Below are 23,352 nucleotides of genomic sequence, written 5' to 3'. Positions count from 1 at the left end.
AGTTTCAGCACGACGCGCTCGTGCGTCGCCGGGGTGTGCAGCGTCTGTGGAGAAAACAGGCTCTCATCGATGCTCTCGGGTTGTGGTCGCGCCCGCGACCCCTCGGTGGGGATGAACAGGTGATAGCAGCCACAGGGGTGAATCGTGTCGTAAACCAGGGGGTTGCCGTCTTCGGCCAGGGTGACTCGCCACAGCAGACCATCGAGCCGCCCGGCCAGGACATCGTAGGCATGTGCCGGTGGGCGTGCCGCAAACCATGCAGTGTATATCAGTTGCAACAGCCAGCGCCCAGAGAAGTGCGCGTGGCTGGTGCGCACGTACAATACTGGCTGATCAAGGGCAACGCCGATCCGCAGCCGTTCGTCCGAATCGCGCTGCCAGAGCAGCGCGCCGGGGCGATCGGCGTCGCTCGCCGTGGCGATATCGAGTTGCGGCGCATGGCGAACGATCAGGCTTGCCAGCGTCTGCCGCGTGCGCACCGGCAGGCCCAGATCCGGCAACTCCTGCAGCGTCGGCACGGCCTCCAGGGATTCGCCGGCGATGTAGCGCCTGCGCGCAGCAGCGAAGGGGTCCGCCGCGGCCTGCGCGGCAAATGCTGCCTGCGTGTCGCGCTGCCAGTTCCGGATACCGGCAGCGAAGGCATAGCGTGTCAGCGGATAAAGGCCCAGCGCGCGCATCCCGGTCGAGTAGTCGTCGGGCACCCGGGCTGCTTCGAGCAGCGCCGGCAGCTCATGTTGATCGGCCAGCGCCAGCAGTTGCCGGCAGGCCGTCAGTGCGTCGATCGAGGCGGCAGCGTCGTGGCCTGAGTTGCCGAGTTCGATGCGTCGCGCAGCGCTGTCCAGCGCCGCCAGCGCTGCGTTCCAGGCCTGCGCCTGCGGCGCAGTGAAGTGGCTCTGCGCCGCCACCTCGGCGAGCAGGCGATCGACCCGCAGGTATGGAAAGCCTGGCACGCGCGGCGCCTGTGCATCGCGCGTGCCGGCGGCGTCGACCAGGCGATCGCTCGCCTGGAAGAGCCGCGCGCAATCCCCGAGGGCATCGATCTGCTGCAGGCGCTGTGCGACCGGCGCTTGTCGGTAGGGGTCGAGACCGAGGCAGCCGGCGAGCAGGCCGCAGCTCAGGATGATGGCCAGGGCGCGCATCATTCGGCGCGCTCTTCTGCAACGTCCAGCAGCGCCTGACGCCTTTCGATCTCGCGCAGCATCGCCTCGAACTGCGCGTGCATCGTGCGTCGCACGGCGGCGACGCCGAACAGCGGGCCGATCAGCGCGGGCAACGGTCGTGTCAGCTCGAACTGCGCGTCGTAGTCGAGTCGCACCCCGGCGCGCTGCCCCAGACGGATCGTGCTCAGGGTATAACGACCGCTGAAGCTGCGCAGGGTCGGCTCGCCGGCGTCAGCGGGGTTCGCCTCCATGCGCGCCAGTACCGTCGTATGGGGGATGTGCTGAACCGCCAGGCGGACCTGTACCGGCAGGTCGATAAAGAACACCGAGAATACGCCGACCTGCTCGATGCTGAGCTGGTTGCCGGCGCGCGCGAGAACGCGCGCGCGCGTCACTCCTGGGATAAATTCGCGCAGGTGCTCATAATCAGTCAGCGTATCCCAGACCACACGCTGATCAGCCGCCAACTGCGCGCTGGCTCGCACCCTGTAGGTTTCTCCGTCGAGCGACACGTCGATGCGGGCCGCTGCGCCGCCTGCCGTGCTGCCCTGCGCCGCGGCAGCGAAAGCGATCGCCAGTGAAAACAGGGTGGCCATTCGGAGGCGCCGAGCGCCGGTCTGGTAGCCCGTCTGGTATACTGTGCGGCCTGCGCTATTCATACCCCTACGACTGCTGACCATGAAATATCAGATCATCCCGGTGACCCCTTTCGAGCAGAACTGCAGCCTGCTCTGGTGCGAGCAGACCAAGCGCGGCGCCGTGGTCGATCCGGGTGGCGATGTGTCGCGGATTCTGCGAGCGGTTGCGGACAACGGCGTCGAACTCGAGAAGATTCTCGTCACGCACGGTCATATCGACCACGCCGGCGCGGTGGCCGAGTTGTCGGATCGTTTGTCCTTGCCGATCGAAGGGCCGCAGCGCGAAGATCAGTTCTGGATTGACGGTATGCCGGCGCAAAGCAGGATGTTCGGTTTTTCCAAGGTGCGGGCCTTCACCCCTGACCGCTGGCTCGAGCAGGGCGACACGGTCTCGTTCGGCAATATCGAGATGGAAGTTCTGCATTGCCCCGGACATACGCCTGGGCACCTGGTTTTCTTTTACCGGCCGGGCCGCCTGGCGATCGTCGGCGACGTGCTGTTCCAGGGCTCGATTGGCCGCACCGATTTTCCGAAAGGCGATTTCAACACGCTGATTACGTCGATTCACAAGCGCCTCTGGCCGCTCGGTAACGACGTCGCCTTCATTCCCGGCCATGGACCGATGTCAACCTTTGCTGCCGAGCGGCGCAGCAACCCCTTCTGCGGAGACTGAGGGCTGCGCTGCGAGCGGGTCGCGTACAGGCCAAGCGGCCCCGAGAGCACGCTCGCAGCAATGTTCCGCAAGGTGCCGGCAGAGGCACCTCTTATCCACCTCGAAAAGCGCGCCTAGAAGTGCAGCGGCCGCTTGTCACACGCCAGCGCAGCTTCGTGGACCACCTCCGAGAGCGTCGGATGCGCATGGCAGATGCGAGCCAGATCCTCGGCAGCGGCGCCGAACTCCATCGCCACCACACCCTCCGAGATCAGTTCGGAAGCATTCGCGCCGATGATATGGACCCCGAGAATGCGGTCGGTCGTGGCGCAGGCCAGCATTTTGACGAAACCGCCGGGATCGCCCATGCCCAGAGCACGACCATTTGCAGCAAACGGAATCTTGCCGGCCTTGTAGGCGACACCTTCGGCCTTCAACTGCTGCTCGGTCTTGCCGACCCAGGCGATTTCCGGGCTGGTGTAAATCACCCAGGGGACGGTCTCGTGATTGCAGTGCCCGGCCTGCCCCGCCATGATCTCGGCGACCATGACGCCCTCCTCCATCGCCTTGTGCGCCAGCATCGGGCCGGCAACGACGTCGCCCACCGCCCAGACGCCGGGAAGATTGGTACGGCAATGGGCATCGACCTCGATCTGGCCACGTTCGGTCAGTTTCAGACCGACCTGCTCGGCACCGAGGCCATCGGTGTTCGGGATGCGGCCAATCGAGACGATCAGGCGGTCGGCATCGATTTTCTGTTCGCTGCCGTCCTTGTCGGTATAGTCGATCGAGACGCCTTTCTGCGAGATCTTGACGTCGCCAATCTCGATGCCGGTGACGATCTTCAGGCCCTGCTTGGCAAATACCCTGGCGGCTTCCTTGGCGACCTCAAGGTCGGTCACCGAAAGAAAATCTGGTAGTGCCTCGAGGATGGTCACTTCGGCACCCAGACGACGCCAGACGCTGCCCATTTCGAGGCCGATGACGCCGGCACCGATGACCGCAAGCTTCTTCGGAACGGCGCCGATGTCGAGGGCGCCGACGTTGTCGCAAACGATCTCGTTATCGACCGGTACCCCAGGCAGATGGCGGGCCTTGGAACCGGTGGCCACGATCACCTGCCTGGCCTCGACCAGGGTGTCACCCACCTTGAGCTGCCAGACCTCGCTTTCCTCCGACCCCTTGCGCCCAACAAAAGCACCGTGACCATTGAGCAGGGTGACCTTGTTTTTCTTGAACAGTCCCTTGATACCGCTGGTCAGTTGCTTGACGATACCATCCTTGCGGGCGAGCATCCGGGCCACATCGATGATCGGGGCACCGACACAGATGCCCTGATCAGCAAAGCTGTGCCCTGCCTCCTCAAAGAGGTGCGAGGTATGCAGCAGCGCTTTCGAAGGAATGCAACCAACGTTCAGACAGGTACCGCCAAGACGCGGCTCGCCCTTGGGATCCGCATAGGCATTCGATTCACAGCAGGCGACATGGAAACCGAGCTGCGCGGCCCGGATGGCGGCAATGTAGCCACCAGGGCCACCACCGATAACAAGAACGTCAAATTGCTTGGACATGATTGATTCCCCAGAGACACCAGGGCACGGATTCCACATAGCGTGACTGCACTGTGCCTCCGCACCGCGGTGATGAGTGGTTAAACGCCGAGCAGCAGGCGGGCCGGATCTTCCAGCGCCTCCTTCATGGTCACCAGGCCGAGCACCGCCTCGCGACCGTCGATGATGCGGTGGTCGTAGGACATCGCCAGATAGTTGATCGGACGAATCACCACTTGACCATTTTCGACCACCGGGCGGTCCTTGGTGGCATGAATGCCGAGGATCGCCGACTGCGGCGGGTTGATGATCGGGGTCGACAACATCGAACCGAAAACGCCGCCGTTGGAGATCGAGAAGGTGCCGCCGGTCAGATCTTCCATCGACAGCTTGCCATCCTTGGCCTTGTTGCCGAACTCGCCGATCTTCTTCTCGATGTCGGCGATGCTCATCTGGTCCGCATCACGCAGGATCGGAACGACCAAGCCGCGCGGGCTGCCAACGGCGATGCCGATGTCGATGTAGCCGTGGTAGACGATGTCGTTGCCATCGACCGAGGCGTTGATCACCGGGAATTTCTGCAGTGCAGCGACGGCGGCCTTGACGAAAAAGCCCATGAAGCCCAGGCGAACTCCGTGCGCCTTTTCGAAGCGATCGCCGTACTGCTTGCGCAGCGCCATCACCGGACCCATGTTCACCTCGTTGAAGGTGGTCAGAATCGCATTGCTCGCCTGCGACTGCAGCAGGCGCTCGGCGACGCGGGCGCGCAGACGCGACATCGGTACGCGCTGCTCCGGCCGGTCGCCCAGCGGCACGGTCACGCTCGGTGCCGGGGCCAGTGCCGAAACCGGGCTGGCCGCCGGCGCAGCGACCGGGCCTGCAGCCGCAGCCACTTTGGGCACTGGCGCTGGCGCCTGGGCAGCCAGTGCATCGCCCTTGGTCACCCGACCGCCACGACCCGTACCCGCGACATCGCCCGCAGCAACCCCCTTCTCTTCCAGGATCTTGCGCGCTGCCGGCATGACGACGCCGGCCGCCGTGGCTGGAGCCGCCGCTGCCTCGGCCTTCGCCGCTACCGCCTTGGCAGCGGGCGCTGCGACTGCGCCCGCCTGCGCGGCGGTATCGATGCGCGCAATCACTTCGCCCGCGACAACCGTCTCTCCGTCAGCCTTGACAATTTCAAACAGCACGCCGCCATCCGGTGCCGGCAGTTCGAGAACGACCTTGTCGGTCTCGATGTCGATCAGGTTTTCATCCCTCGTGACGGCTTCGCCGGCCTTCTTGTGCCAGGTGACCAGGGTCGCTTCGGCGACTGACTCGGAAAGCTGTGGAACTTTGACGTCGATGATCATGTTCTCTCCGTTCTAGGGCAGTTTGTAGTACTCGATCTCACCGAAGACGGAGTCGATCAGAGCCTTTTGTTGGGCGTTGTGCTTGCTGGAGTAGCCAACCGCCGGGGAAGCGGAGGCGGGACGGGATACCAGCAACAGATGCTGCTTGTCGCTGAGCGAGCGCGACAGGTGCTGGCGCGAGGCAATCCAGTACCAGGCACCCTGATTGCGCGGCTCATCCTGACACCAGACGACCTCCGTGGCTTTCGGATACTTGGCCAGTTCTTCCTGGAACGAGTCCTGCGGGAAGGGATAGAACTGCTCAAGGCGGGCAATCGCGACATGCGAGATCTTCCGCTCGTGCCGTGCAGCCACCAGTTCGTAATAGATCTTGCCGGAGCAGAAGACCACTCGGGTGACCTTTCTGGCATTGATCGGTTCGACTTCTCCGATCACGCGCTGAAATTCTCCTTCGCTCAACTCTTCCAGCGTGGACGTCGCGTCCTTGTGGCGAAGCAGCGATTTCGGCGAAAAGACGATCAAGGGTTTGCGCTGGCTGCGCAGCGCTTGCCGGCGCAACATGTGGAAGACCTGCGCTGGTGTCGATGGCTGGCAGACTTCCATGTTCATCTCGGCACAGAGCTGCATGTAACGCTCGATGCGCGCCGAAGAATGCTCCGGGCCCTGCCCTTCGTAACCATGCGGCAGCAGCAGGACCAAGCCACTGGCCCGCCCCCACTTGGCTTCTCCGGCAGCGATGAACTGGTCGATGACCACCTGCGCACCGTTGGCGAAGTCGCCGAATTGCGCCTCCCAGACCACCAACTCGTGCGGATTGGCTGTCGAGTAGCCATACTCGAAAGCCAGCACCGCTTCCTCCGAGAGGACCGAGTCGAAGCACTGGAAACTGCCCTGCCGATCCTGCAGGTTGGCCAGCGGGTAATAGGTCCCATGATCCCAGTGCTCACGATTCTGGTCGTGCAGCGCAGCGTGCCGGTGGAAGAAGGTGCTTCGACCGACGTCTTCGCCGGAAATACGAACGCCATAGCCGGAAACCAGCAGCGAGGCGTAGGCCAGGTTCTCGGCCATCCCCCAGTCGACCGGGAGCTTGCCTTCGCCCATCTGGCGACGGTCCTCGATGATCTTCTGGACGCGGCTGTGCAGCGTGAAGTTCGGTGGAATGGTCGCCAATCGCTCGGACAGGCGCTGCAGTTCGCCGACCGGCACCTTGGTATCACAATTTTCGATGTACTTCGACGAGACGAACGGTGTCCAGTCGATGGTCATCGGGTGCTTGTAACCGGCGAGGACCGGGTTATACAACAGTTCGCCACGATCGAGGTGAGCACGGTAATCGGCGATGATCTCGTTCGGACCCTCGGCGTGCAGTACACCTTCGGCAACCAGCTTGTCTGCGTAGAGCTTGCGCGTGCCGGGATGCTGCTGGATCTTCTTGTACATCAGCGGTTGCGTGACCATGGGCTCATCCTGCTCGTTGTGACCGAGCTTGCGATAGCAGACGATGTCGACCACGACATCCTTCTTGAAGGTCTTGCGGTATTCGACTGCCAGGCTGGTAACCAGCGCCACCGCTTCCGGGTCATCCCCATTGACATGGAAGATGGGCGCTTCGGCCATCTTGAAGATGTCGGTGCAGTACAAGGATGAACGATAGTCGCGCGGGTCGGAGGTGGTGAAGCCGATCTGGTTATTGATGACGATATGGACCGTACCGCCCACACCGTAACCGCGCGTCTGCGCGAAATTGAGCATTTCCTGGTTGACTCCCTGGCCAGCGACGGCCGCATCCCCGTGGATGAGCACGGAGAGTACCTTGTCCTTGCCATTTTCGCCGCGACGACGCTGGCGCGAATACACCGAACCGACGACTACCGGGTTCACGATTTCGAGGTGTGAGGGGTTGAACGCCAGCGTCAGATGGCAGGGGCCGCCCGGGGTTGACACGTCGGACGAGTAACCCATGTGGTATTTGACGTCACCGGCAGTCAGTACCTGCGCCTTTTTGCCCTCGAATTCGTCAAACAACATCGATGGTGCCTTGCCCAGCGTATTGACCAGTACGTTGAGGCGGCCACGGTGAGCCATGCCGACGACGATCTCGTCCACCCCACCGGCGCCGGCGACACGAATCAGTTCATCCATGGCCACGATCGTGGATTCCCCACCTTCGAGCGAGAAGCGTTTCTGCCCGACATAACGGGTGTGCAGGTAGCGTTCGAGCGTTTCGGCGGCAGTCAGACGTTCGAGCATCCGCCTTCTCTGCTCGGCGGTATAGTTCGGCTTCGAATGGATGCGCTCGAGGCGATCCTGAATCCAGCGCTTCTCGGCCACCGTACTGATGTACATGTACTCGACGCCGATCGATCCGCAATAGGTCGCCTTGAGTGCGTCGTAGATCTGGCCAAAGGTGGCGTGGTCCGGTGTTCCCTTGAACGAGCCGGCATTGAACACCGTATTCAGGTCCGCATCGGAAAGACCGTAGTAGGCGGGATCGAGTTGCGGCACCTCTGGACGTTGCGTGCGCTTCAAGGGGTCCAGGTTGGCCCAGCGATCACCAATGAAACGATACGAGGTGATCATCTGGAGAACGCTGACCTGTTTCCTGTCGTCTACCGGTGCGACTGCAGCGGCGCGATAGCCCCCTTTTCTCGCCAGTTCGGCAAAGGCATTGATCACCGGCAGATGCGGTACATCGCGGGCAACGTAACCCGGCAGTTGCGCCAGCTTGTCGAAATACTCGCGCCATTGCTCGGAGACAGAGCCGGGATTGTCGAGATAGTTTTCGTACAACTCCTCGACAAAGGGTGCATTGCCGCCAAAGAGTAGGGAGTTACCAAAAAGCTGATTCATCATGGCAGTTTCCTGTCGTCACCGTTCTGGTTCGAATTGGGAAAACCTGTGGCGGGAAAACCACAGCATGAAAAAAGGGCGGCTACCACCTGCCGCCCCTTGGAGTCGATCAGCCTAGCGCTGACCGACGGCAATGACGTCGCGCCTGCCGGGGCCGACATAGAGCTGACGAGGACGACCGATCTTGTATTCCGGATCGTTGATCATCTCTTCCCATTGTGTCATCCACCCGACCGTACGCGCCAGCGCAAAGATGCAGGTGAACATGGTGGTCGGGATGCCGAGCGCCTTCTGAACGATCCCCGAGTAGAAATCGACGTTGGGATAGAGCTTCTTCTCGATGAAGTAGTCGTCCTCGAGGGCGATTTTCTCCAGTTCCATTGCCAGCTTGAACAGGCGATCATTCCCCAGACCGAGTTCCTGCAGCACATCGTTGCAGACCTTGCGCATCAGCTTGGCGCGCGGATCGAAGTTCTTGTAGACGCGGTGACCAAAGCCCATCAGCTTGAACTCGTCGTTCTTGTCCTTGGCGCGGGCAATGTAGCGGCCAACGCGCGAGACGTCGTGGATTTCTTCGAGCATCTGCAGGCAGGCCTCGTTGGCACCACCGTGCGCCGGGCCCCAGAGGCAGGCGATGCCCGCCGAGATGCAGGCATACGGGTTGGCACCGGAAGATCCCGAAAGACGCACCGTGGAAGTCGATGCGTTCTGCTCGTGATCGGCGTGCAGGGTGAAAATGGTGTCCAGGGCATGCACCAGCACCGGATTCGGCTGGTACTCCTCACAGGGCGTGCCGAACATCATGTGCATGAAGTTGGCGGTGTAGTCGAGGTCGTTGCGCGGGTAGATGAAGGGCTCGCCGACGTGATACTTGTAGGCCATGGCGACGATCGTCGGCAGCTTGGCGACGATCCGGTTGAAGCTGATGTTCTGATGTTCGAGATCGGAGAAATTCTCGGCCTCATGGTAAAACGCCGACAGGGCGCCAACGACACCCACCAGCACGGCCATCGGGTGAGCGTCCCGACGGAAGCCTGGTAGAACTTCACCAACTGCTCGTGCACCATCGTGTGATGCTTGATGTTTTTCTCGAAACTGACTTTCTGAGGAGCCGTCGGCAGCTCGCCATGCCACAACAGGTAGGCCACCTCGAGGAAGTTGCATTGTTCGGCCAGTTGCTCGATCGGATAACCCCGATAGAGGAGTTCGCCCTTGTCGCCGTCGATGAACGTGATCTTCGACCTGCAACTCGCCGTCGACAGGTAGCCGGAATCATAGGTGAAATGACCGGTCTTGCCCAGCAGGGTACGAATGTCGATGCAATCATTGCCGTGGGTAGGCGTCATGATTGGAAATTCGACGGGCGCCTGCCCCTCGATGGTCAAAGTTGCTTTACGTTCAGTCGTCATTGATATATCCCCGTTCAGGTTGAGGTCACAGCTACGAACAGAGGAAGCCGCCAGACTAGGACAACTTCCTTACTTAACTCTTACGTTGCGCAACAAGGCAACGACTTCGGCCTGTACCGCATCTGCGCACTCGCGGCTACCATTGATCAGAGGCCAGAGTTCCAGATCCTCCATGTCGGCCAGGGTGACGAATGCAGCCGCCTGCTCGGGCCCTAGTGTCGGGAAGATCCGGTCAAGAAACTCCCCGAGCAAGAGGTCCATCTCCAGCATCGCGCGCCGCGTGCAACGCCAGCGCAGGCGGTTGAGGTTTTCTCTGTCCTCCATCAGATCGCGCGGCGAACCATCATTTCCTTGATCTTGCCAATCGCCCGCGTCGGATTCAGACCCTTCGGACAGACATCGACACAGTTCATGATGCTATGGCAGCGGAACAGACGATAGGGATCTTCGAGATCATCGAGGCGCTCGTTGGTCGCCTGGTCGCGGGTATCGGCAATGAAACGATAGGCGTTCAGCAGGCCGGCAGGGCCGACAAACTTGTCCGGATTCCACCAGAAGGAGGGACACGAAGTCGAACAGCAGGCACACAGGATGCACTCGTACAGACCATTGAGTTCTTCCCGCTCCTCCGGCGACTGCAGCCGCTCACGTTCAGGACGCGGTCCTTCATTGATCAGATAAGGCTTGATCGAGTGGTACTGCTTGAAGAACTGGGTCATGTCGACGATCAGGTCGCGGATCACCGGCAGGCCCGGTAGCGGCCGCAAGACGACCGGCTGCTTGAGATCCTTGATCTCGGTCAGACAGGCCAGGCCATTCTTGCCATTGATGTTCATGGCATCGGAGCCGCAAATGCCTTCGCGACAGGAGCGGCGATAGGAAAGCGTGTCATCCTTCGCCTTCAGCCGGGTCAGGATGTCGAGCAACTTGCGATCGATGGAAAAATCGACCTCGACCGAGATGTCCTGCATGTAGGGCGCGTTGTCCTTGTCGGGATCGTAGCGATAAATCTTGAACTGCATGGTACTGGTGGTCATGATCATTGACTCCTTGGCGCACGATCAATAGGAACGCGTCTTCAGCGCGATGGATTCGACAGACAGCGGCTTCATGATCACCGGCTTGTAATCGAGACGATTAGCGTCGCGGTGCCACAGCGTGTGCTTGTGCCAGTTGATGTCGTCGCGTCCGTTCGGATTCGCGGCGGTATCCGGCGCGTCGTCACGGACATGGGCACCACGCGACTCCTTGCGTGCCTCTGCCGAAATCATCGTCGCCTTGGCCACTTCGATCAGATTGTCCAGTTCCAGGGCTTCGACTCGTGCCGTGTTCCACACCTGGGACTTGTCCTTGATCTCGGTTCTCGCGACTGCCTTCTCGATATCGAGGATCTTCGCAACGCCTTCGGAGAGCATGTCCTTGAAGCGGAAAACGCCGCAATGCTTCTGCATCGTGCGCTGCAGTTCGAGGCGTGTGGCGTTGACGTCGGCTCCACCGGTCTGCGTATTGAGACGATTCAGACGTGCCATCGTGCGCTCTGCGTAATCCACCGGCAGTTCCTTGAGACCGATGGTCCCGGACTTGAGATCGTCGATGACCGAATCGCCGGACGACTTGCCGAATACCAGCAGGTCCAGCAGCGAGTTGGTCCCCAGCCGGTTGGCACCGTGCACCGAAGCACAGGCGACCTCACCGGCGGCGTAGAAGCCCTTCACCGGCGTTCCGTCATCCGCGACGACCTGTCCCTTGTAGTTGGTTGGTACACCACCCATCTGGTAATGGCAGGTAGGCACCACCGGGATCGGCGCCTTGATCGGATCGATGCCGGCAAACTGGATCGAAATCTCGCGAATTCCCGGCAGGCGCTTCATGATCGTCGCCGGGTCGAGGTGGGTGATGTCGAGCAGCACGAAATCCTTGTTCGGCCCGCAACCACGGCCCTCGTTGATTTCCGTGACCATGGCGCGCGACACCACGTCGCGCGAAGCCAGATCCTTGGCATTCGGCGCGTAACGTTCCATGAAGCGTTCATTGGCCGAATTACGCAGGATGCCGCCCTCGCCACGTACCCCTTCGGTAATCAGCACGCCCGCACCAGCGACACCGGTCGGGTGGAACTGCCAGAACTCCATGTCTTCCAGGGCAATGCCGGCACGCGCCGCCATGCCCAGACCGTCACCGGTGTTGATGAAGGCGTTGGTCGATGAATAGAAAATGCGGCCCGCACCACCGGTTGCGAAGACGGTGGCCTTGGCGTGGAAAGCGACGACTTCACCGGTTTCCATTTCAAGGGCGATGACGCCGAGTACCTGTCCGGAATCGTCGCGGATCAGGTCGAGCGCCATCCATTCGACGAAGAACTGTGTATTGGCACGCACATTGCGCTGATAGAGCGCATGCAGCATGGCGTGGCCGGTACGGTCTGCCGCGGCACAGGCGCGACGTACCGGTTTCTCGCCGAAATTCGACATATGTCCACCGAAGGGACGCTGGTAGATCTTGCCCTCGTCGGTGCGGTCGAAAGGCATGCCGAAGTGCTCGAGTTCGACGACGACCTCGGGTGCCATGCGGCACATGTATTCGATCGCATCCTGGTCGCCGAGCCAGTCCGAGCCCTTGACGGTATCGTACATGTGCCAGTGCCAGTGATCTTCCTCGGAGTTGCCAAGTGAGGCCGACACCCCCCCCCTGCGCCGCCACCGTGTGCGAACGGGTCGGAAAGACTTTTGACAGCACGGCCGTCTTCAGGCCGGCTTCGGAAAGCTGGATCGCCGCGCGCAGACCCGATCCGCCGGCGCCAACGATGACTGCATCGAACTTACGTACTGGAATGATTAGCTTGCTCACTTACATTCTCCACAGAATCTGAACCGCCCAGCCGGTATATCCGACCAGAACTGCAGCCGTCGCAATCATCATCAGCAGACGCAGGCCATCGGGCTTGACGTAATCCATCCAGATGTCCCGGACACCGATCCAGGCATGGTAGAAGACACTGACAAAGAAAAGAAATGTTGCGAATTTCATGAAGCCGTTGGCGAAGATGCCACGCCAGGCTTCGAAGGAATCGGGCCCGACTGCACCGACAACGACCAGGAAAATGACCGTGTAAACAGCCATGAGAATTGCCGTGGCACGCTGGATGAGCCAGTCCTTGAGGCCGTAGTGGGCCCCGACGAGGATGCGATTTACCATAGCACTTTAGCTCCGATGATCAGGGTCAGAGCAATGCTGACCACGAAAAACGACCTTGGTCGACAGGCGCGCTGCCTCGAGTTCAACCCCTTTGTGCAGATCAAGGAACAGATAACGAATGCCGGCACAGAAGTGGTGCATGTAGAACCAGATCAGGCCGAGCAGGACGATCTTGGCCAGGGGATGAGCGACGACCCCCTTGGCGACGGCGAATGTTTCCGGAGACGTGAGGCTGCTCTGGAACAGCCATAGCAGGAACGGCAGCAGCAGGAACAACCCTGCCCCGCTGATGCGGTGAATGATCGACAGGATACCCGGAAGGGGTAGCCTGATTGTGGGCAAATCCAAATTCTTTGGACGCTTCTTCTTGATTGCCATCTCTGCCATGAACGTCATCCCTCATGTGTTGACTTGGCCGAATGTACGCCACCCGACCCCCTCGATACCACGCTGGATTATAAACCATCCAGACGTGCCTGACTCACCCGATGAGCTTGTTCAGAGTACTCAGCCGAGTTCATTGTGATAATGATAGTTGCGTGTCGAATAGAAGCCTCGCCGCCATTCAACGGGCTTGTGGCCATAGGTGAAAGTCACCCGTTCGACCAGCAGCAACGGACTTCCCTCGGCTACCTGCAGCCACTCCGCACTGACCCGGTCGGCCGAAACCGCGCGCAGCCGTTCGTCGGCACGGATCATGCGAACGCCATAGCGCGTCTCGAACAGGCTGTACAGTGACTCGCCTGATCTGAGCACCTCGAGCGACAGATCGGGAAAGAGTTCGCTCGGCAGATAGATCTCGTCGAAGACCACCGGCTCATCGCCCAACTTCAGCAGGCGACGAAGGATCGTGATTGGCGCCCCCGTCTCGATCGCCAGGATGCGCGCGACATCGGCGCCGGCCTTGGCGCGCCAGCATTCGAGCGGGATGCTCTGGGAGATCGGCAATTCCCCTTGATTGGGGAGCAGACGGAGAAAGCGGAAAAAAGAACCTGGATCCTTGTGGGTCGCGACGAAAGTCCCTTTGCCTTGCTGGCGTACCAGGAGATTTTCGGCAGCCATTTCGTCGATGGCCTTGCGCACCGTACCCTGGCTCACGCCGAAACGGCTGGCCAGATCGGACTCACTCGGGATGGGATCCCCCGGACCCCACTCACCCGACTCCAGATTGCGCAGGATCAAATCCTTGATCTGCCGATATAGCGGACTGAAGGTAGGAGAATGCAATGACGACGACCGGCTCATGGTCAGTCATTTCAGCATATTTTCACGCTCACGTCCATCCTGTTCCGTTAATTTCTATCTTATATAAGATATAAGATATATTTGACACCTGACGACCTTAGATCTTATGATTTGTCCGATTTGCTGCCCCCGCAGCAAAAGGCTTGCGGGGACCATGCCGATCGCTTTCTGCTCACTTTACGCTACTCACTAACAACAGGAGCCGCATCATGTCCAAAGCCCCCATGCGCGTCGCGGTCACCGGCGCAGCCGGTCAAATTGGTTACAGCCTGCTTTTCCGGATCGCCTCCGGCGAAATGCTTGGCAAGGATCAGCCGGTCATTCTCCAACTACTCGATCTGCCGCAAGCTCAAAAAGCCTGCCAGGGCGTGATGATGGAACTCGAAGACTGCGCCTTCCCGCTGCTCGCCGGCATGCTCGCCACCGACGATCCGAACGTTGCCTTCAAGGATGCCGACGTCTGCCTGCTGGTCGGTGCACGGCCACGCGGCCCGGGAATGGAGCGCGCCGACCTGCTGACCGCCAACGGTGCGATCTTTACCGTGCAGGGTAAAGCCATCGCCGAGAACGCCAGCGAAGACGTCCGCGTTCTCGTCGTTGGCAATCCCTGCAACACCAATGCCCTGATCGCCGGCGCCGCCGCCAGGAAAGTCGGCCGCACCAATCCGGCCAACTACCATGGCATGCTTCGTCTCGATCACAACCGTGCCCTTTCGCAACTCGCCGCGAAAACCGGCCGGCCGGTGGCCAGCTTCAAGCAACTCGTGGTGTGGGGCAACCATTCGCCGACGATGTACGCCGATTACCGCAATTGCCTGTCTGACGGCGACAACGTCAAGGCCCTGATTAATGATCCGGTGTGGAACAACGACGTGTTTCTGCCGACCGTCGGCAAGCGCGGCGCGGCGATCATCGACGCGCGCGGTCTCTCCTCTGCGGCTTCGGCAGCCAATGCCGCCATCGACCACATGCGCGACTGGGTTCTCGGTTCTGACGAATGGGTGACCATGGGCGTCCCTTCCGATGGCTCCTACGACATCCCGGCCGGTATCGTTTTCGGCTTCCCGTGCGAATGCAAAGACGGTTCGTTCAAGATCATCCAGGGAATCGAAATCGACGAGTACTCGCGCGACAAGATGAACAAGACGCTCAAGGAACTGACCGACGAAGCGGATGCCGTCAAGGACATGCTCTAAGCGAGTCATCCACAGTCGCTGCAAATTTTCAGCCGCGGCCAGTCCGCGGCTTTTTTTTCGCAGGAGTACTTTCCCGTCTCGGCTTTCGCCGCCCCGATGTGCGCCCGGAAAACGCTGGCGTAGCAGTGGTCGTGGAAAGTGCCGACGGCAGCAACGATCTCCAGTCGCTGGCCTGCCGGATACCGGCGGAGAAGTACGGTTCAGCAAACTCGGGCCAGGAAAAACTGGAATTGCTGCATCTGTAGCGTTCAGACCATTTCTCCATTAGGATGCAGAGAATCGAAAAATTGCATCCGAAACACCCCCAAAGCCTCATGACCGACACACAAAACGATGATGAACTGGAACGTTGCACCCTCAGTGGGCGCCGCGAAATCCTGTTTCAATTGCGCAGTCTGATCAGGCAGAGCGAACGAATCTCCGTGTCCTTCGACGAGGGACGGCAAAGCTTTCTCACTGTTCTGATCGAGGTTTCCGAAAAGCAGGATGAACTCTACTTTGACATAGGCGGTAGCGAAGAAACCAACAGGGCCTTCCTGAAGTCGGAGCGCTGCCAATTTGCAGGCGTGGTAGGTGGCATACGCATCCAGTTTACCGGCAGGTTTCCGCGTATTACCACACTTGGAGGCGAACGGGTTTTTGCCATGGCCTTGCCAAAAACCCTTCTACGCCTTCAGCGAAGAGATGCCTTTCGCCTACGATTGCCGACCAGCAAGCCCTATTTCTGCCGAATCCATCGTGGCTCTCCTGAAGAAATCGCCTTGCCAGTCTATGACATTTCAGTCATTGGACTGGGCATTCAGGTCGCAGAAAAACCCGCTCTCGAACCCTTGGAAAAGCTTGACAATTGCCGGATCGACCTGCGCGAATCCGGCATGCTTACAGTCAACCTCGAAATTCGCTACGTCATGGCGACGGAAAGTCGAACGAACAAGTCAATCTGGCACATTGGATGCAAATTTATCAAGCTGTCTCCCTTGAACGAAACGCTGATTCAGCGCTTCATGGCGAGGATCGAGACCGAGCGCCGCGCCCTTTCGACCAGATAAGCTCTTCGCCTCACTACCCCAGGAGTCATGATCGGGGATGCCTGGAACAGTCATGACCGTTACCGTGAAAGTCGCGTCAGCGACTCACGAATCTCTCCTCTCCACTCGCGGGAGAGGGGTCGGGGGAGAGGGAAACGGTCAGGGCTTTCATCATCCGGGGTGTCTCACAAAGCCATGACCGTTAGGCTGCGATGCAAACGATCGGAGATTGACCATGAACACTTTCGCACAGCAAGCAAGAACGACGCGGCCGAGCACATCTGCCAAGCCTGCGACGGTCAGCCGAACCCACGCTTCTGGATGGATTCCCGTAATTCTTCCCATTGCAGGCGCGATACAGATGAAGCCGGCAATCAACAAGCCGGGGGACGAGTACGAGCAGGATGCAGACCGTGTCGCTGCTGAGGTGATGCGAACACCGGAGACTCGCCTCCAGCGTGCTTGCGTCTGCGGCGGAGAGTGTCCCAGGTGCCGGCAGGGACGATCTGGACCAAATCCCCAGCGCTTGCAAACCAGGCAGGTCGAAGCCGGCGTTAGCGGAGAGATGGCAGGAGTGCCCTTCATCGATGAAGTATTGCTTGCACCCGGTGAGCCCCTTGACCCGATTGCCCGCTCTTTCTTCGAGCCACGATTCGGCCATGGCTTTGCTGAGGTCCGCATCCACACCAGCGAGCACGCCGGCGCTTCCGCTCGTGCCTTGGGCGCGCGCGCCTATACCGTGGGGCGTGATGTGGTGTTTGCGCCAGGAGAATTTGCGCCCCACACCGATGATGGGCGCCGCCTTCTGGCACATGAGCTGGCACATGTCATTCAGCAGACTGCCGGAGGCACTACCGGGATCGCACGCGTCCCCGACGAGCGCGGCACGCGTGCGGGACGCTACACCTTTTCGGCCAACTGTGGCTGGATTGACTGGAGCCATGCCGACCCCAGCCTGTCCACACAGTTCATCCAGCGCATACGACTGGCGTCCGATGCGCTGCGTGCCGCAGGGACCGCTGCGACGCCGACCACCGGTCAACTCAGCTCGCCAACCATGACTTCCACCGCCGCAGGCTTGGTGCTGTCATCGGCCAACCTGCGGGTTCGGCTGCTGCGGCCGCTATCCGGAAACGAAGTGAATGAGGTCGCACTGAGTATCTTCAAGACGATCTCCATCGCGTTCGAGACGCAGCAGATATGGACCGACCTTCTCGGCCAGTCGTCGTTTGCGCAGGAAGACTTGCCATCGAATCTGATCGCCTTTTATATGGCCGTGCGCGGCTTCAGCCGTCAGGACGTGACCAGTTTTTGCGGAGGACTCGACGTGTCGGGATCCGTGGCCGAGTTCCAGCGCAATCACGACTTCGTCCGGAACTTCTCTTTCACGCCGATCGGCGCCACCGGACCCTGGCCCACGGAGCTCTCGACGATCAACGACAGCGCCGCAGCGGCCCTGTACGAAACGCAGAGGATCTCCACGACGCAGGGTACAGACAGCTTCACGTTCTGCCCAATGTATCGCGTCGTCGGCAGCATTGGCGAAACGGACCTCTTCATCCTGAGCGTGGGCGGTACGACTTTCAGCACCGCTGACGACCTGCGCGTGCTGCCGACATTCCGGGCGCATCCAACGACGAGCGGGCGCTACGGCCACGTGAACAGCATCGAGGTCCGGCCAGCGCGCTCGACCGACGAAGCACAGCTCCGCCGGGCCGGCCTGAGCTGGCCGCTCGATCTACCCGAGCCGGTGCTGCAATGCCTCACGAGTCAAGGCAACCCAGCGTAATCTGACTCGGCAAAGTACCCGACGGCGCGCAGCGCTGCGGGAGATCTTCCCGTTCGGCGGACCGGGTATAGCAAAGACGGGAGATCGGGCAGTCACTGCGGTCTTTCTGGATCACCAATCCCTGGCGGGTACCTTGGACTTGCGCACCCTTGCGGAACACAGCGATGAGCCTTTCGACCATCATTCATGCCGGTATGCGTCAGTACGAGCGGCCGCCCCTTGCCCTGGTACTGATGGGCGGCGGCGCGCGCACGGCCTATCAGGTCGGCGTTCTGCGCGCCTTGGCGACCTTGCTGCAGTCACATCCCGGTGTATCGAGGTCGTTTCCGTTCCAGATTCTGGTCGGCACCTCGGCTGGAGCGATCAACGCAGCCTTTCTGGCAGGGCGTGCGCGTGAGGGATTGCAGGCATTCGAAGAACTGGCGGCGTTCTGGGGTCGCCTGCGATCAATCGATGTCTACCGCCTGAACACCCGGCGCTGGCTGCGCTTCAGCCGGGTTGCGCTGGCCCTGGAATTGTCACGCTACATCCAGCTCAGGGGAGCGCTGCTCGATAACACGCCACTGGCGGAATTGCTGCGGCAGGGTATCTCGCTCGGCAACATCGAAAGCGCCCTGCGATCGAAAACCATCGATGCGCTGGCGGTGACCGGGTCGAGCTATACCAGCGGGGTGCACTGGACCTTCTGCCAGACGGCAAGCCGCGAGACGTTTCAGCCGTGGACCAGTCCCGGGCGCCGTGCCGAGTTCCAGCCCTTGACGATCGCACACCTGATGGCTTCGAGCGCGATTCCGTTCCTCTTTCCGGCCACTGCATTGACGGTCGAGGGTCGGGAAGAATATTTTGGCGACGGTTCGATGCGGCAGATCACGCCGCTGTCGCCGGCGATGCACCTCGGTGCACAGAAGATCCTGGTGATCGGCGTCGGGCAGCCTGAACGCTCAGGTCTGGCGGCCGCTCTGCTGGGAACGCACGGGCGCGGCCCAAGCCTGGGCAGCATGGCCGGACACGTGATGGCGAGCGTCTTTCACGATACGCTGCAGGCCGACGTCGAGCAGACCAGACGCGTCGCCGAAACGATCAACGGACTGCCACAAGAGGCGGTTACTGCGATGCGCTACAAGGCCATCAATGTGCTGGTGATGGCCCCGACGCAGTCGCTCGACGCACTGGCGCTGCAGTACACGGACGAGCTGCCGGCGACGATCCAGGATGCCCTGGGCGCGCTCGGAATGCTCAGGGGTGGTGGCGGCGCCCTGGCGAGTTATTTGCTGTTCGAGCAGGACTTCGTACAGTCGCTGATGGCGATGGGCGAGCTCGATGCCACGGCCCGCGCGGCCGAACTGATCGAGCTGATCACCGGACCCTGAGCCGCCGGCGGCCAGTAGCCAGTGGCCGGCCGCTGGTCACCGATCACCTCAGTTTTTTTGCTTGGCATGCATCCGCTGCCGGAGTTCCTGCGTATCTGGTGGTACCTGGGGGATTTGCCGCGTCGCAGACGCTCGGCATCAAGTCAGGCCATATGACGGAGGATGAAGCAGGCCATCGATCGCGGGATCGGAGCAAGGGCCTGATCGGTTCATCCGGGTTCTCTAGATCCAATCAGGAGGTTCAAGCCATGATCCATGCCAACTCGAATCACAGTCGGACGGCCGCCGGCGAACGCCAGGCGCGGGTGAAGCGTCGACCACGCACCCGCTTCGCGGTCACTCTGGCAGCACTGGCCAGTGCTTTCACTCTCGGTGGTATCCACCACAACGCGCATGCCGTACTGGTCACTCTGGATACCACATCGCTCAACGGCACGTCTGCGCGGCTGGATTTCGCTCTGCTCGATGGCGATGGCGACTTGGGCAACAACACCGTCACCATCAGCTCAATCGTCACCAACGGGACACTTGGCGGAGTCGATTGCAGCGTCGGGTGCACCGGCGGCCCACCCTTCACGATCAGCGATCTGGGTGGCCTCGGCCAGTTTCTGCAGGACCTCACCCTGGGAACGACGGTTTCCTTCGACTTGAGTTTCACCTCCCACTTCTCGGGCAACGGCGCGCCTGATCGCCTGTCGCTGCTGCTGCTCGACCCAGGGACCAACCTGACGCTGGTCGATACCAGTTTCGACTTTTCGAGCGACCCGGTACCCGTCCAGGACGCGCTGCTGATCGTCGATCACGCTCCAGGCGCGCAAATCCAGTTCGCGACCGTGTCCAGCCCACTACTCCCGATCGCCGTCCCCGAACCCGGCGCTGGCATGCTTTTCTCGCTTGCGCTGGCACTCATCGGCGGACAACGCATCCGCCGCGCTCATCCCTGCGTATCCCATCGTACAGAGGCTGCCGCGCAAACTCGCCTCTCGACCTCGACCTCGACGCATACCCATCCGGGAGAATGAACATGAAGATCTCTGCCGCATCAAACCGCCGTTCCTTGGTTACCCTGCTGTGTGCTGCCGCGTGCCTTGCCCTGCCGGTCCCGGAGGTGTTCGCCGCCAGCCACCGCGAGGCGCCGCTGACCGCACTGGACCACAAGGCGGACATCACCGACTGGTACGCCTTCGTCAGCTACGACAATCCCAACAAGGTCACCATGATTCTCAACACCGATCCGCTGCTGGAACCGGCCAATGGACCAAACTACCACCCCTTCGATCCCGAGGTCGTGTACGAGATGAAGGTCGATAACAATTTCGATGGCGATGAAGACGTCAAGATCGTTTTCCGCTTCCAGAGCGAAATCCGCGCACCCGGCGTGTTCACCAGTTTCGTTGGTGCCGGTGGTGGCGTTTCGACACCGGCCAATTCACCTGCGCCGGTTCCTCCCGGCACGCCGATCGTGCCGCCTGCGATCACTGCCCTCGACGGACCGGGGTCCGCCGGCCTGAGCCTGCGTCAGACCTATACCGTGACCATCCAGAAAAAGGTCGGTAGCGTCTGGCAAACCGTCTTCAGCAGCGGCACTCGCAAGCTCTACGCCGTTCCCGCCAACGTCGGACCGCGGACCATGCCCGATTATCCAAGCCTTGCAGCGCAGGGTATTTACGATCTCGGCAGCGGCATCCGGGTCTTCGCCGGCACTGTCGACGACCCCTTCTACATCGACCTCGGCGCCGCTTTCGACACCCTCAACTTCCGCACCGGCGCATTTGCCACCGGTATCCCGGCGGTATTGACCGACGACCAGGATGCAGACGACACGGTCAACTTCGCACCTGATGCGGTGGCCGGCTACAACGTCAACAGCATCGTCGTTGAACTGCCGACCACGCTGCTCACCAGCGACGGCCAGGTCCATCCGGCAACGGACGCCAAAGCGGTGATCGGCACCTACGGCACCACCTCGCGTCCGCGCATCAAGGCACAGCCAACGACTGCCGGCGGCAAGCCCTCGCTGTCGAGCAATTTCGTTCAGATCCAGCGCATGGGTAATCCGCTGATCAACGAACTCCTGATCGGCACCGGCGACAAGGACAAGTTCAGCATGTCCGAACCCAAGAACGACAGTCAGTTTGCAGGCTACCTGCTCGATCCGCTGCTTGCCCGCGTGCTCAACGCCGCCTACGGCGGCGTGGTGGCCATTCCGACCCCGCCGCGCCTCGATCTGCTGCCGCTGGTGACCTATACCGCACCGATCTGCCCCGGCTGCACGGCCGCACAAGCCGGACCCGTCGCCGATCTGCTGCGGCTCAACACCGGCATTCCGGCAACGGTCAAAGCCATGCGCAAGCGTCTCGGTGTCCTGGCCGGTGATTTCGGGGGCTTTCCCAACGGCCGCCGACTCTCGGACGACGCCACCGACATTGCCGCGCGTGTGGTGGTCGGGGTGCTCAACCCGGCATTCAACGTCTTCCCCAACAACCGCATCGGCGATGGCGTCAACAGCAACGATGTCCCCTACCAGGAGACCTTCCCCTATGTGGCTTTCGCCAATAGTGGCCGCAACAGTAGGCACCAGAACCCCGGCACCTCCGGCTGCGTCTCGACGACGCCGCCGTTCCTGCCGATGCTCTGCCCGACCAACTGATTTCGGGTACCCTGGCGACGAAGACGGCATCACCGCAGCAGACGGGCAGGCGTTCGCCCTGCCCGCCATTCCTCAAGCGAGAGGATCCGCATGAACCGTATTTCCTGCACTTTCCTGGCATTCACCGCGAGTTGGTGCCTCGTCACGGCAAACGCTGTGGCGGTGCCCTACCTCCCGCAATCCGACGCGCAGGTGCTGGAGCGCCTGCCATTCGCAGCGACCGATCCCACAGCTCGCGAGTTGCGCGCGCTGCGCGAGGAACTCGCCCGACAACCGCATAGGCTCGACCTCGCAGTCGAGATCGCTCGTCGTTACACCGAGCTTGGGCGAGTCAAGGGCGATCCGCGTTTTGCCGGCTACGCCCAGGCCGCTTTGGCAAACTGGTGGGAGCAACCCGAACCGCCTTCCGAGGTCCTCCTGTTGCGGGCGACGCTGCGCCAGCGTAACCACGATTTCGACGCCGCGCTGCTGGACCTGGCCACGCTCATCCAGCGCAATCCCCGCGACGGCCAGGCGCGCCTGACACGCGCGACGATCCTGCAGGTCCAGGGCAATTACACTGCTGCCGCTGCCGAATGCACGGCGCTGCGCCGTCTTGCACCCGAACTGGTCTGGGCTGCCTGCGGCTACGGGCTGGCCAGTGTCAACGGGCGACTGCGCGAGAGCTACGACGCACTCCATGCCCTGCTCGCCAGGCAGCCCGAAGCCAGACCAGAGGTACGCGCCTGGGTCTTGTCCATGCTCGCCGAGATGGCGGCACACGCCGGCCTCGACGATGCTGCCGAGGCACATTTTCGTGAAGCACTGGCGATCGACGGCTCCGACCATTATCTCCTCAACGCCTACGCCGACTGGCTGCTCGACCACGGCCGCCCGGCGCAGGTCGTGAAACTGCTCGCCGCGCAGCAAGGCACCGATGCCCTGCTCCTGCGCTACACACTGGCGCTCAAGGCGCTGAACTCTCCCGAACTGGCTGCCCACCTCGAGCAGTTGCGCGCCCGCTTTGCCGCCAGCCAGTTGCGTGGCGACCGCGTCCATCAGCGTGAGCAGGCGCGCTTCACGCTCGAACTGCTCGGCGATCCCCAGGCCGCCCTGACACTGGCTCGGGAGAACTGGACGGTGCAGAAGGAACTGCCCGATCTTCGCCTCCTCCTGGAAACCTCCCTCGCCAGCAGGGACCTCGCAACCCTGGCCAGCGCACGCCAATGGCTCGCGCAGGCGCGCAGCGAAGACGTCGTCATCAACCGCTTGTTACCCCGGGATTGACC

General features: G+C 61.3%; 17 protein-coding genes and 3 pseudogenes. 8 read left to right on the top strand and 12 right to left on the bottom strand.

Features of this window, described 5'->3' with window-relative positions; translation table 11 throughout:
• Both E4Q08_RS06640 and E4Q08_RS06635 read right to left on the bottom strand, forming a co-directional pair.
• A partial coding sequence (locus E4Q08_RS06640) for a hypothetical protein (RefSeq protein ID WP_169069791.1) occupies positions 1 to 1,142 on the bottom strand: 1,142 nt, incomplete at its 3' end.
• Entirely contained in the window at positions 1,139 to 1,756 is a 618-nt protein-coding gene (locus E4Q08_RS06635) for an SRPBCC family protein (RefSeq protein ID WP_034909036.1), read from the bottom strand. The genes E4Q08_RS06640 and E4Q08_RS06635, both read right to left, overlap by 4 nt.
• 82 nt (positions 1,757 to 1,838) lie before the next feature.
• Between E4Q08_RS06635 and E4Q08_RS06630 the strand changes: the two genes are divergently transcribed.
• A complete protein-coding gene (locus E4Q08_RS06630) occupies positions 1,839 to 2,471 on the top strand; it encodes an MBL fold metallo-hydrolase (protein WP_169069790.1) in 633 nt (210 codons plus the stop codon).
• A 113-nt stretch (positions 2,472 to 2,584) separates the two neighbouring features.
• Here E4Q08_RS06630 and lpdA read toward each other — a convergent pair whose 3' ends face one another.
• The 10 genes and pseudogenes from lpdA to E4Q08_RS06580 form a co-directional block, all read right to left on the bottom strand.
• Positions 2,585 to 4,021 (bottom strand): dihydrolipoyl dehydrogenase, encoded by a 1,437-nt coding sequence (gene lpdA, locus E4Q08_RS06625; RefSeq protein WP_034909037.1) that lies wholly within the window; start codon positions 4,019 to 4,021, stop codon positions 2,585 to 2,587.
• An 80-nt stretch (positions 4,022 to 4,101) separates the two neighbouring features.
• Complete coding sequence (gene odhB, locus E4Q08_RS06620) at positions 4,102 to 5,352, bottom strand: 2-oxoglutarate dehydrogenase complex dihydrolipoyllysine-residue succinyltransferase (RefSeq protein WP_169069789.1); 1,251 nt, start codon at positions 5,350 to 5,352, stop codon at positions 4,102 to 4,104.
• A gap of 12 nt (positions 5,353 to 5,364) precedes the next feature.
• Positions 5,365 to 8,205 carry a 2-oxoglutarate dehydrogenase E1 component gene (locus E4Q08_RS06615; protein ID WP_169069788.1) on the bottom strand — a complete coding sequence of 947 codons (2,841 nt, stop codon included), beginning with the start codon at positions 8,203 to 8,205 and terminating at the stop codon, positions 5,365 to 5,367.
• 111 nt (positions 8,206 to 8,316) lie between these two features.
• Positions 8,317 to 9,548, bottom strand: a pseudogene (gene gltA / locus E4Q08_RS06610) (citrate synthase).
• Between the two features lie 132 nt (positions 9,549 to 9,680).
• The gene (locus tag E4Q08_RS06605) at positions 9,681 to 9,935 is read right to left on the bottom strand and encodes an FAD assembly factor SdhE (protein ID WP_034910321.1); all 255 of its coding nucleotides are present in this window, start codon (positions 9,933 to 9,935) and stop codon (positions 9,681 to 9,683) included.
• Positions 9,935 to 10,648 (bottom strand): succinate dehydrogenase iron-sulfur subunit, encoded by a 714-nt coding sequence (locus E4Q08_RS06600; RefSeq protein ID WP_169069787.1) that lies wholly within the window; start codon positions 10,646 to 10,648, stop codon positions 9,935 to 9,937. The genes E4Q08_RS06605 and E4Q08_RS06600 overlap by 1 nt, the downstream gene beginning before the upstream one ends.
• Positions 10,649 to 10,672: 24 nt before the next feature.
• A pseudogene (sdhA, locus tag E4Q08_RS06595) lies at positions 10,673 to 12,458 on the bottom strand (succinate dehydrogenase flavoprotein subunit).
• Positions 12,459 to 12,806: a succinate dehydrogenase, hydrophobic membrane anchor protein gene (gene sdhD, locus E4Q08_RS06590; protein ID WP_034909011.1), complete on the bottom strand. Its 348-nt coding sequence runs from the start codon at positions 12,804 to 12,806 to the stop codon at positions 12,459 to 12,461.
• A pseudogene (gene sdhC / locus E4Q08_RS06585) lies at positions 12,800 to 13,193 on the bottom strand (succinate dehydrogenase, cytochrome b556 subunit). Before sdhC ends, sdhD begins: the two are co-directional and overlap by 7 nt.
• A gap of 120 nt (positions 13,194 to 13,313) precedes the next feature.
• The gene (locus tag E4Q08_RS06580) at positions 13,314 to 14,051 is read right to left on the bottom strand and encodes a GntR family transcriptional regulator (protein ID WP_034909325.1); all 738 of its coding nucleotides are present in this window, start codon (positions 14,049 to 14,051) and stop codon (positions 13,314 to 13,316) included.
• 209 nt (positions 14,052 to 14,260) lie between these two features.
• On the opposite strand from E4Q08_RS06580, the gene E4Q08_RS06575 reads away from it, so the two are divergent.
• From E4Q08_RS06575 to E4Q08_RS06545, 7 genes are all read left to right on the top strand, one after another.
• The gene (locus E4Q08_RS06575) at positions 14,261 to 15,247 is read left to right on the top strand and encodes a malate dehydrogenase (protein ID WP_169069786.1); all 987 of its coding nucleotides are present in this window, start codon (positions 14,261 to 14,263) and stop codon (positions 15,245 to 15,247) included.
• Positions 15,248 to 15,561: 314 nt separating this feature from the next.
• Complete coding sequence (locus E4Q08_RS06570; RefSeq protein ID WP_169069785.1) at positions 15,562 to 16,296, top strand: flagellar brake protein; 735 nt, start codon at positions 15,562 to 15,564, stop codon at positions 16,294 to 16,296.
• 553 nt (positions 16,297 to 16,849) lie between these two features.
• Complete coding sequence (locus E4Q08_RS06565; protein WP_308240076.1) at positions 16,850 to 18,064, top strand: eCIS core domain-containing protein; 1,215 nt, start codon at positions 16,850 to 16,852, stop codon at positions 18,062 to 18,064.
• 164 nt (positions 18,065 to 18,228) lie between these two features.
• The gene (locus tag E4Q08_RS06560) at positions 18,229 to 19,434 is read left to right on the top strand and encodes a patatin-like phospholipase family protein (RefSeq protein WP_169069784.1); all 1,206 of its coding nucleotides are present in this window, start codon (positions 18,229 to 18,231) and stop codon (positions 19,432 to 19,434) included.
• Positions 19,435 to 19,682: 248 nt separating this feature from the next.
• The gene (locus E4Q08_RS06555; RefSeq protein WP_169069783.1) at positions 19,683 to 20,456 is read left to right on the top strand and encodes an NF038129 family PEP-CTERM protein; all 774 of its coding nucleotides are present in this window, start codon (positions 19,683 to 19,685) and stop codon (positions 20,454 to 20,456) included.
• Positions 20,457 to 20,458: 2 nt separating this feature from the next.
• Positions 20,459 to 22,084: a DUF4331 domain-containing protein gene (locus E4Q08_RS06550; protein ID WP_169069782.1), complete on the top strand. Its 1,626-nt coding sequence runs from the start codon at positions 20,459 to 20,461 to the stop codon at positions 22,082 to 22,084.
• Between the two features lie 90 nt (positions 22,085 to 22,174).
• A complete protein-coding gene (locus tag E4Q08_RS06545) occupies positions 22,175 to 23,350 on the top strand; it encodes a tetratricopeptide repeat protein (RefSeq protein ID WP_169069781.1) in 1,176 nt (391 codons plus the stop codon).
• The last annotated feature ends 2 nt before the right edge of the window (positions 23,351 to 23,352 follow it).

The sequence above is a fragment of the Candidatus Accumulibacter contiguus genome (genome assembly GCF_012940005.1).
Classification (GTDB): domain Bacteria; phylum Pseudomonadota; class Gammaproteobacteria; order Burkholderiales; family Rhodocyclaceae; genus Accumulibacter; species Accumulibacter contiguus.
Note: the sequence above shows the minus strand (reverse complement) of the source record. Positions and strands in the feature narration are given on the sequence as shown.

Bases quoted from the DNA above. Each gene is read 5' to 3' on its own strand.
- E4Q08_RS06550 (WP_169069782.1), top strand. From the start codon at position 20,459: ATGAAGATCTCTGCCGCATCAAACCGCCGTTCCTTGGTTACCCTGCTG.
- E4Q08_RS06605 (WP_034910321.1), bottom strand. From the start codon at position 9,935: ATGGAGGACAGAGAAAACCTCAACCGCCTGCGCTGGCGTTGCACGCGG.
- odhB (WP_169069789.1), bottom strand. From the start codon at position 5,352: ATGATCATCGACGTCAAAGTTCCACAGCTTTCCGAGTCAGTCGCCGAA.
- E4Q08_RS06575 (WP_169069786.1), top strand. From the start codon at position 14,261: ATGTCCAAAGCCCCCATGCGCGTCGCGGTCACCGGCGCAGCCGGTCAA.
- E4Q08_RS06545 (WP_169069781.1), top strand. From the start codon at position 22,175: ATGAACCGTATTTCCTGCACTTTCCTGGCATTCACCGCGAGTTGGTGC.
- E4Q08_RS06615 (WP_169069788.1), bottom strand. From the start codon at position 8,205: ATGATGAATCAGCTTTTTGGTAACTCCCTACTCTTTGGCGGCAATGCA.
- E4Q08_RS06635 (WP_034909036.1), bottom strand. From the start codon at position 1,756: ATGGCCACCCTGTTTTCACTGGCGATCGCTTTCGCTGCCGCGGCGCAG.
- E4Q08_RS06570 (WP_169069785.1), top strand. From the start codon at position 15,562: ATGACCGACACACAAAACGATGATGAACTGGAACGTTGCACCCTCAGT.
- E4Q08_RS06630 (WP_169069790.1), top strand. From the start codon at position 1,839: ATGAAATATCAGATCATCCCGGTGACCCCTTTCGAGCAGAACTGCAGC.
- E4Q08_RS06600 (WP_169069787.1), bottom strand. From the start codon at position 10,648: ATGACCACCAGTACCATGCAGTTCAAGATTTATCGCTACGATCCCGAC.
- sdhD (WP_034909011.1), bottom strand. From the start codon at position 12,806: ATGGTAAATCGCATCCTCGTCGGGGCCCACTACGGCCTCAAGGACTGG.
- E4Q08_RS06555 (WP_169069783.1), top strand. From the start codon at position 19,683: ATGATCCATGCCAACTCGAATCACAGTCGGACGGCCGCCGGCGAACGC.
- lpdA (WP_034909037.1), bottom strand. From the start codon at position 4,021: ATGTCCAAGCAATTTGACGTTCTTGTTATCGGTGGTGGCCCTGGTGGC.
- E4Q08_RS06580 (WP_034909325.1), bottom strand. From the start codon at position 14,051: ATGAGCCGGTCGTCGTCATTGCATTCTCCTACCTTCAGTCCGCTATAT.
- E4Q08_RS06560 (WP_169069784.1), top strand. From the start codon at position 18,229: ATGAGCCTTTCGACCATCATTCATGCCGGTATGCGTCAGTACGAGCGG.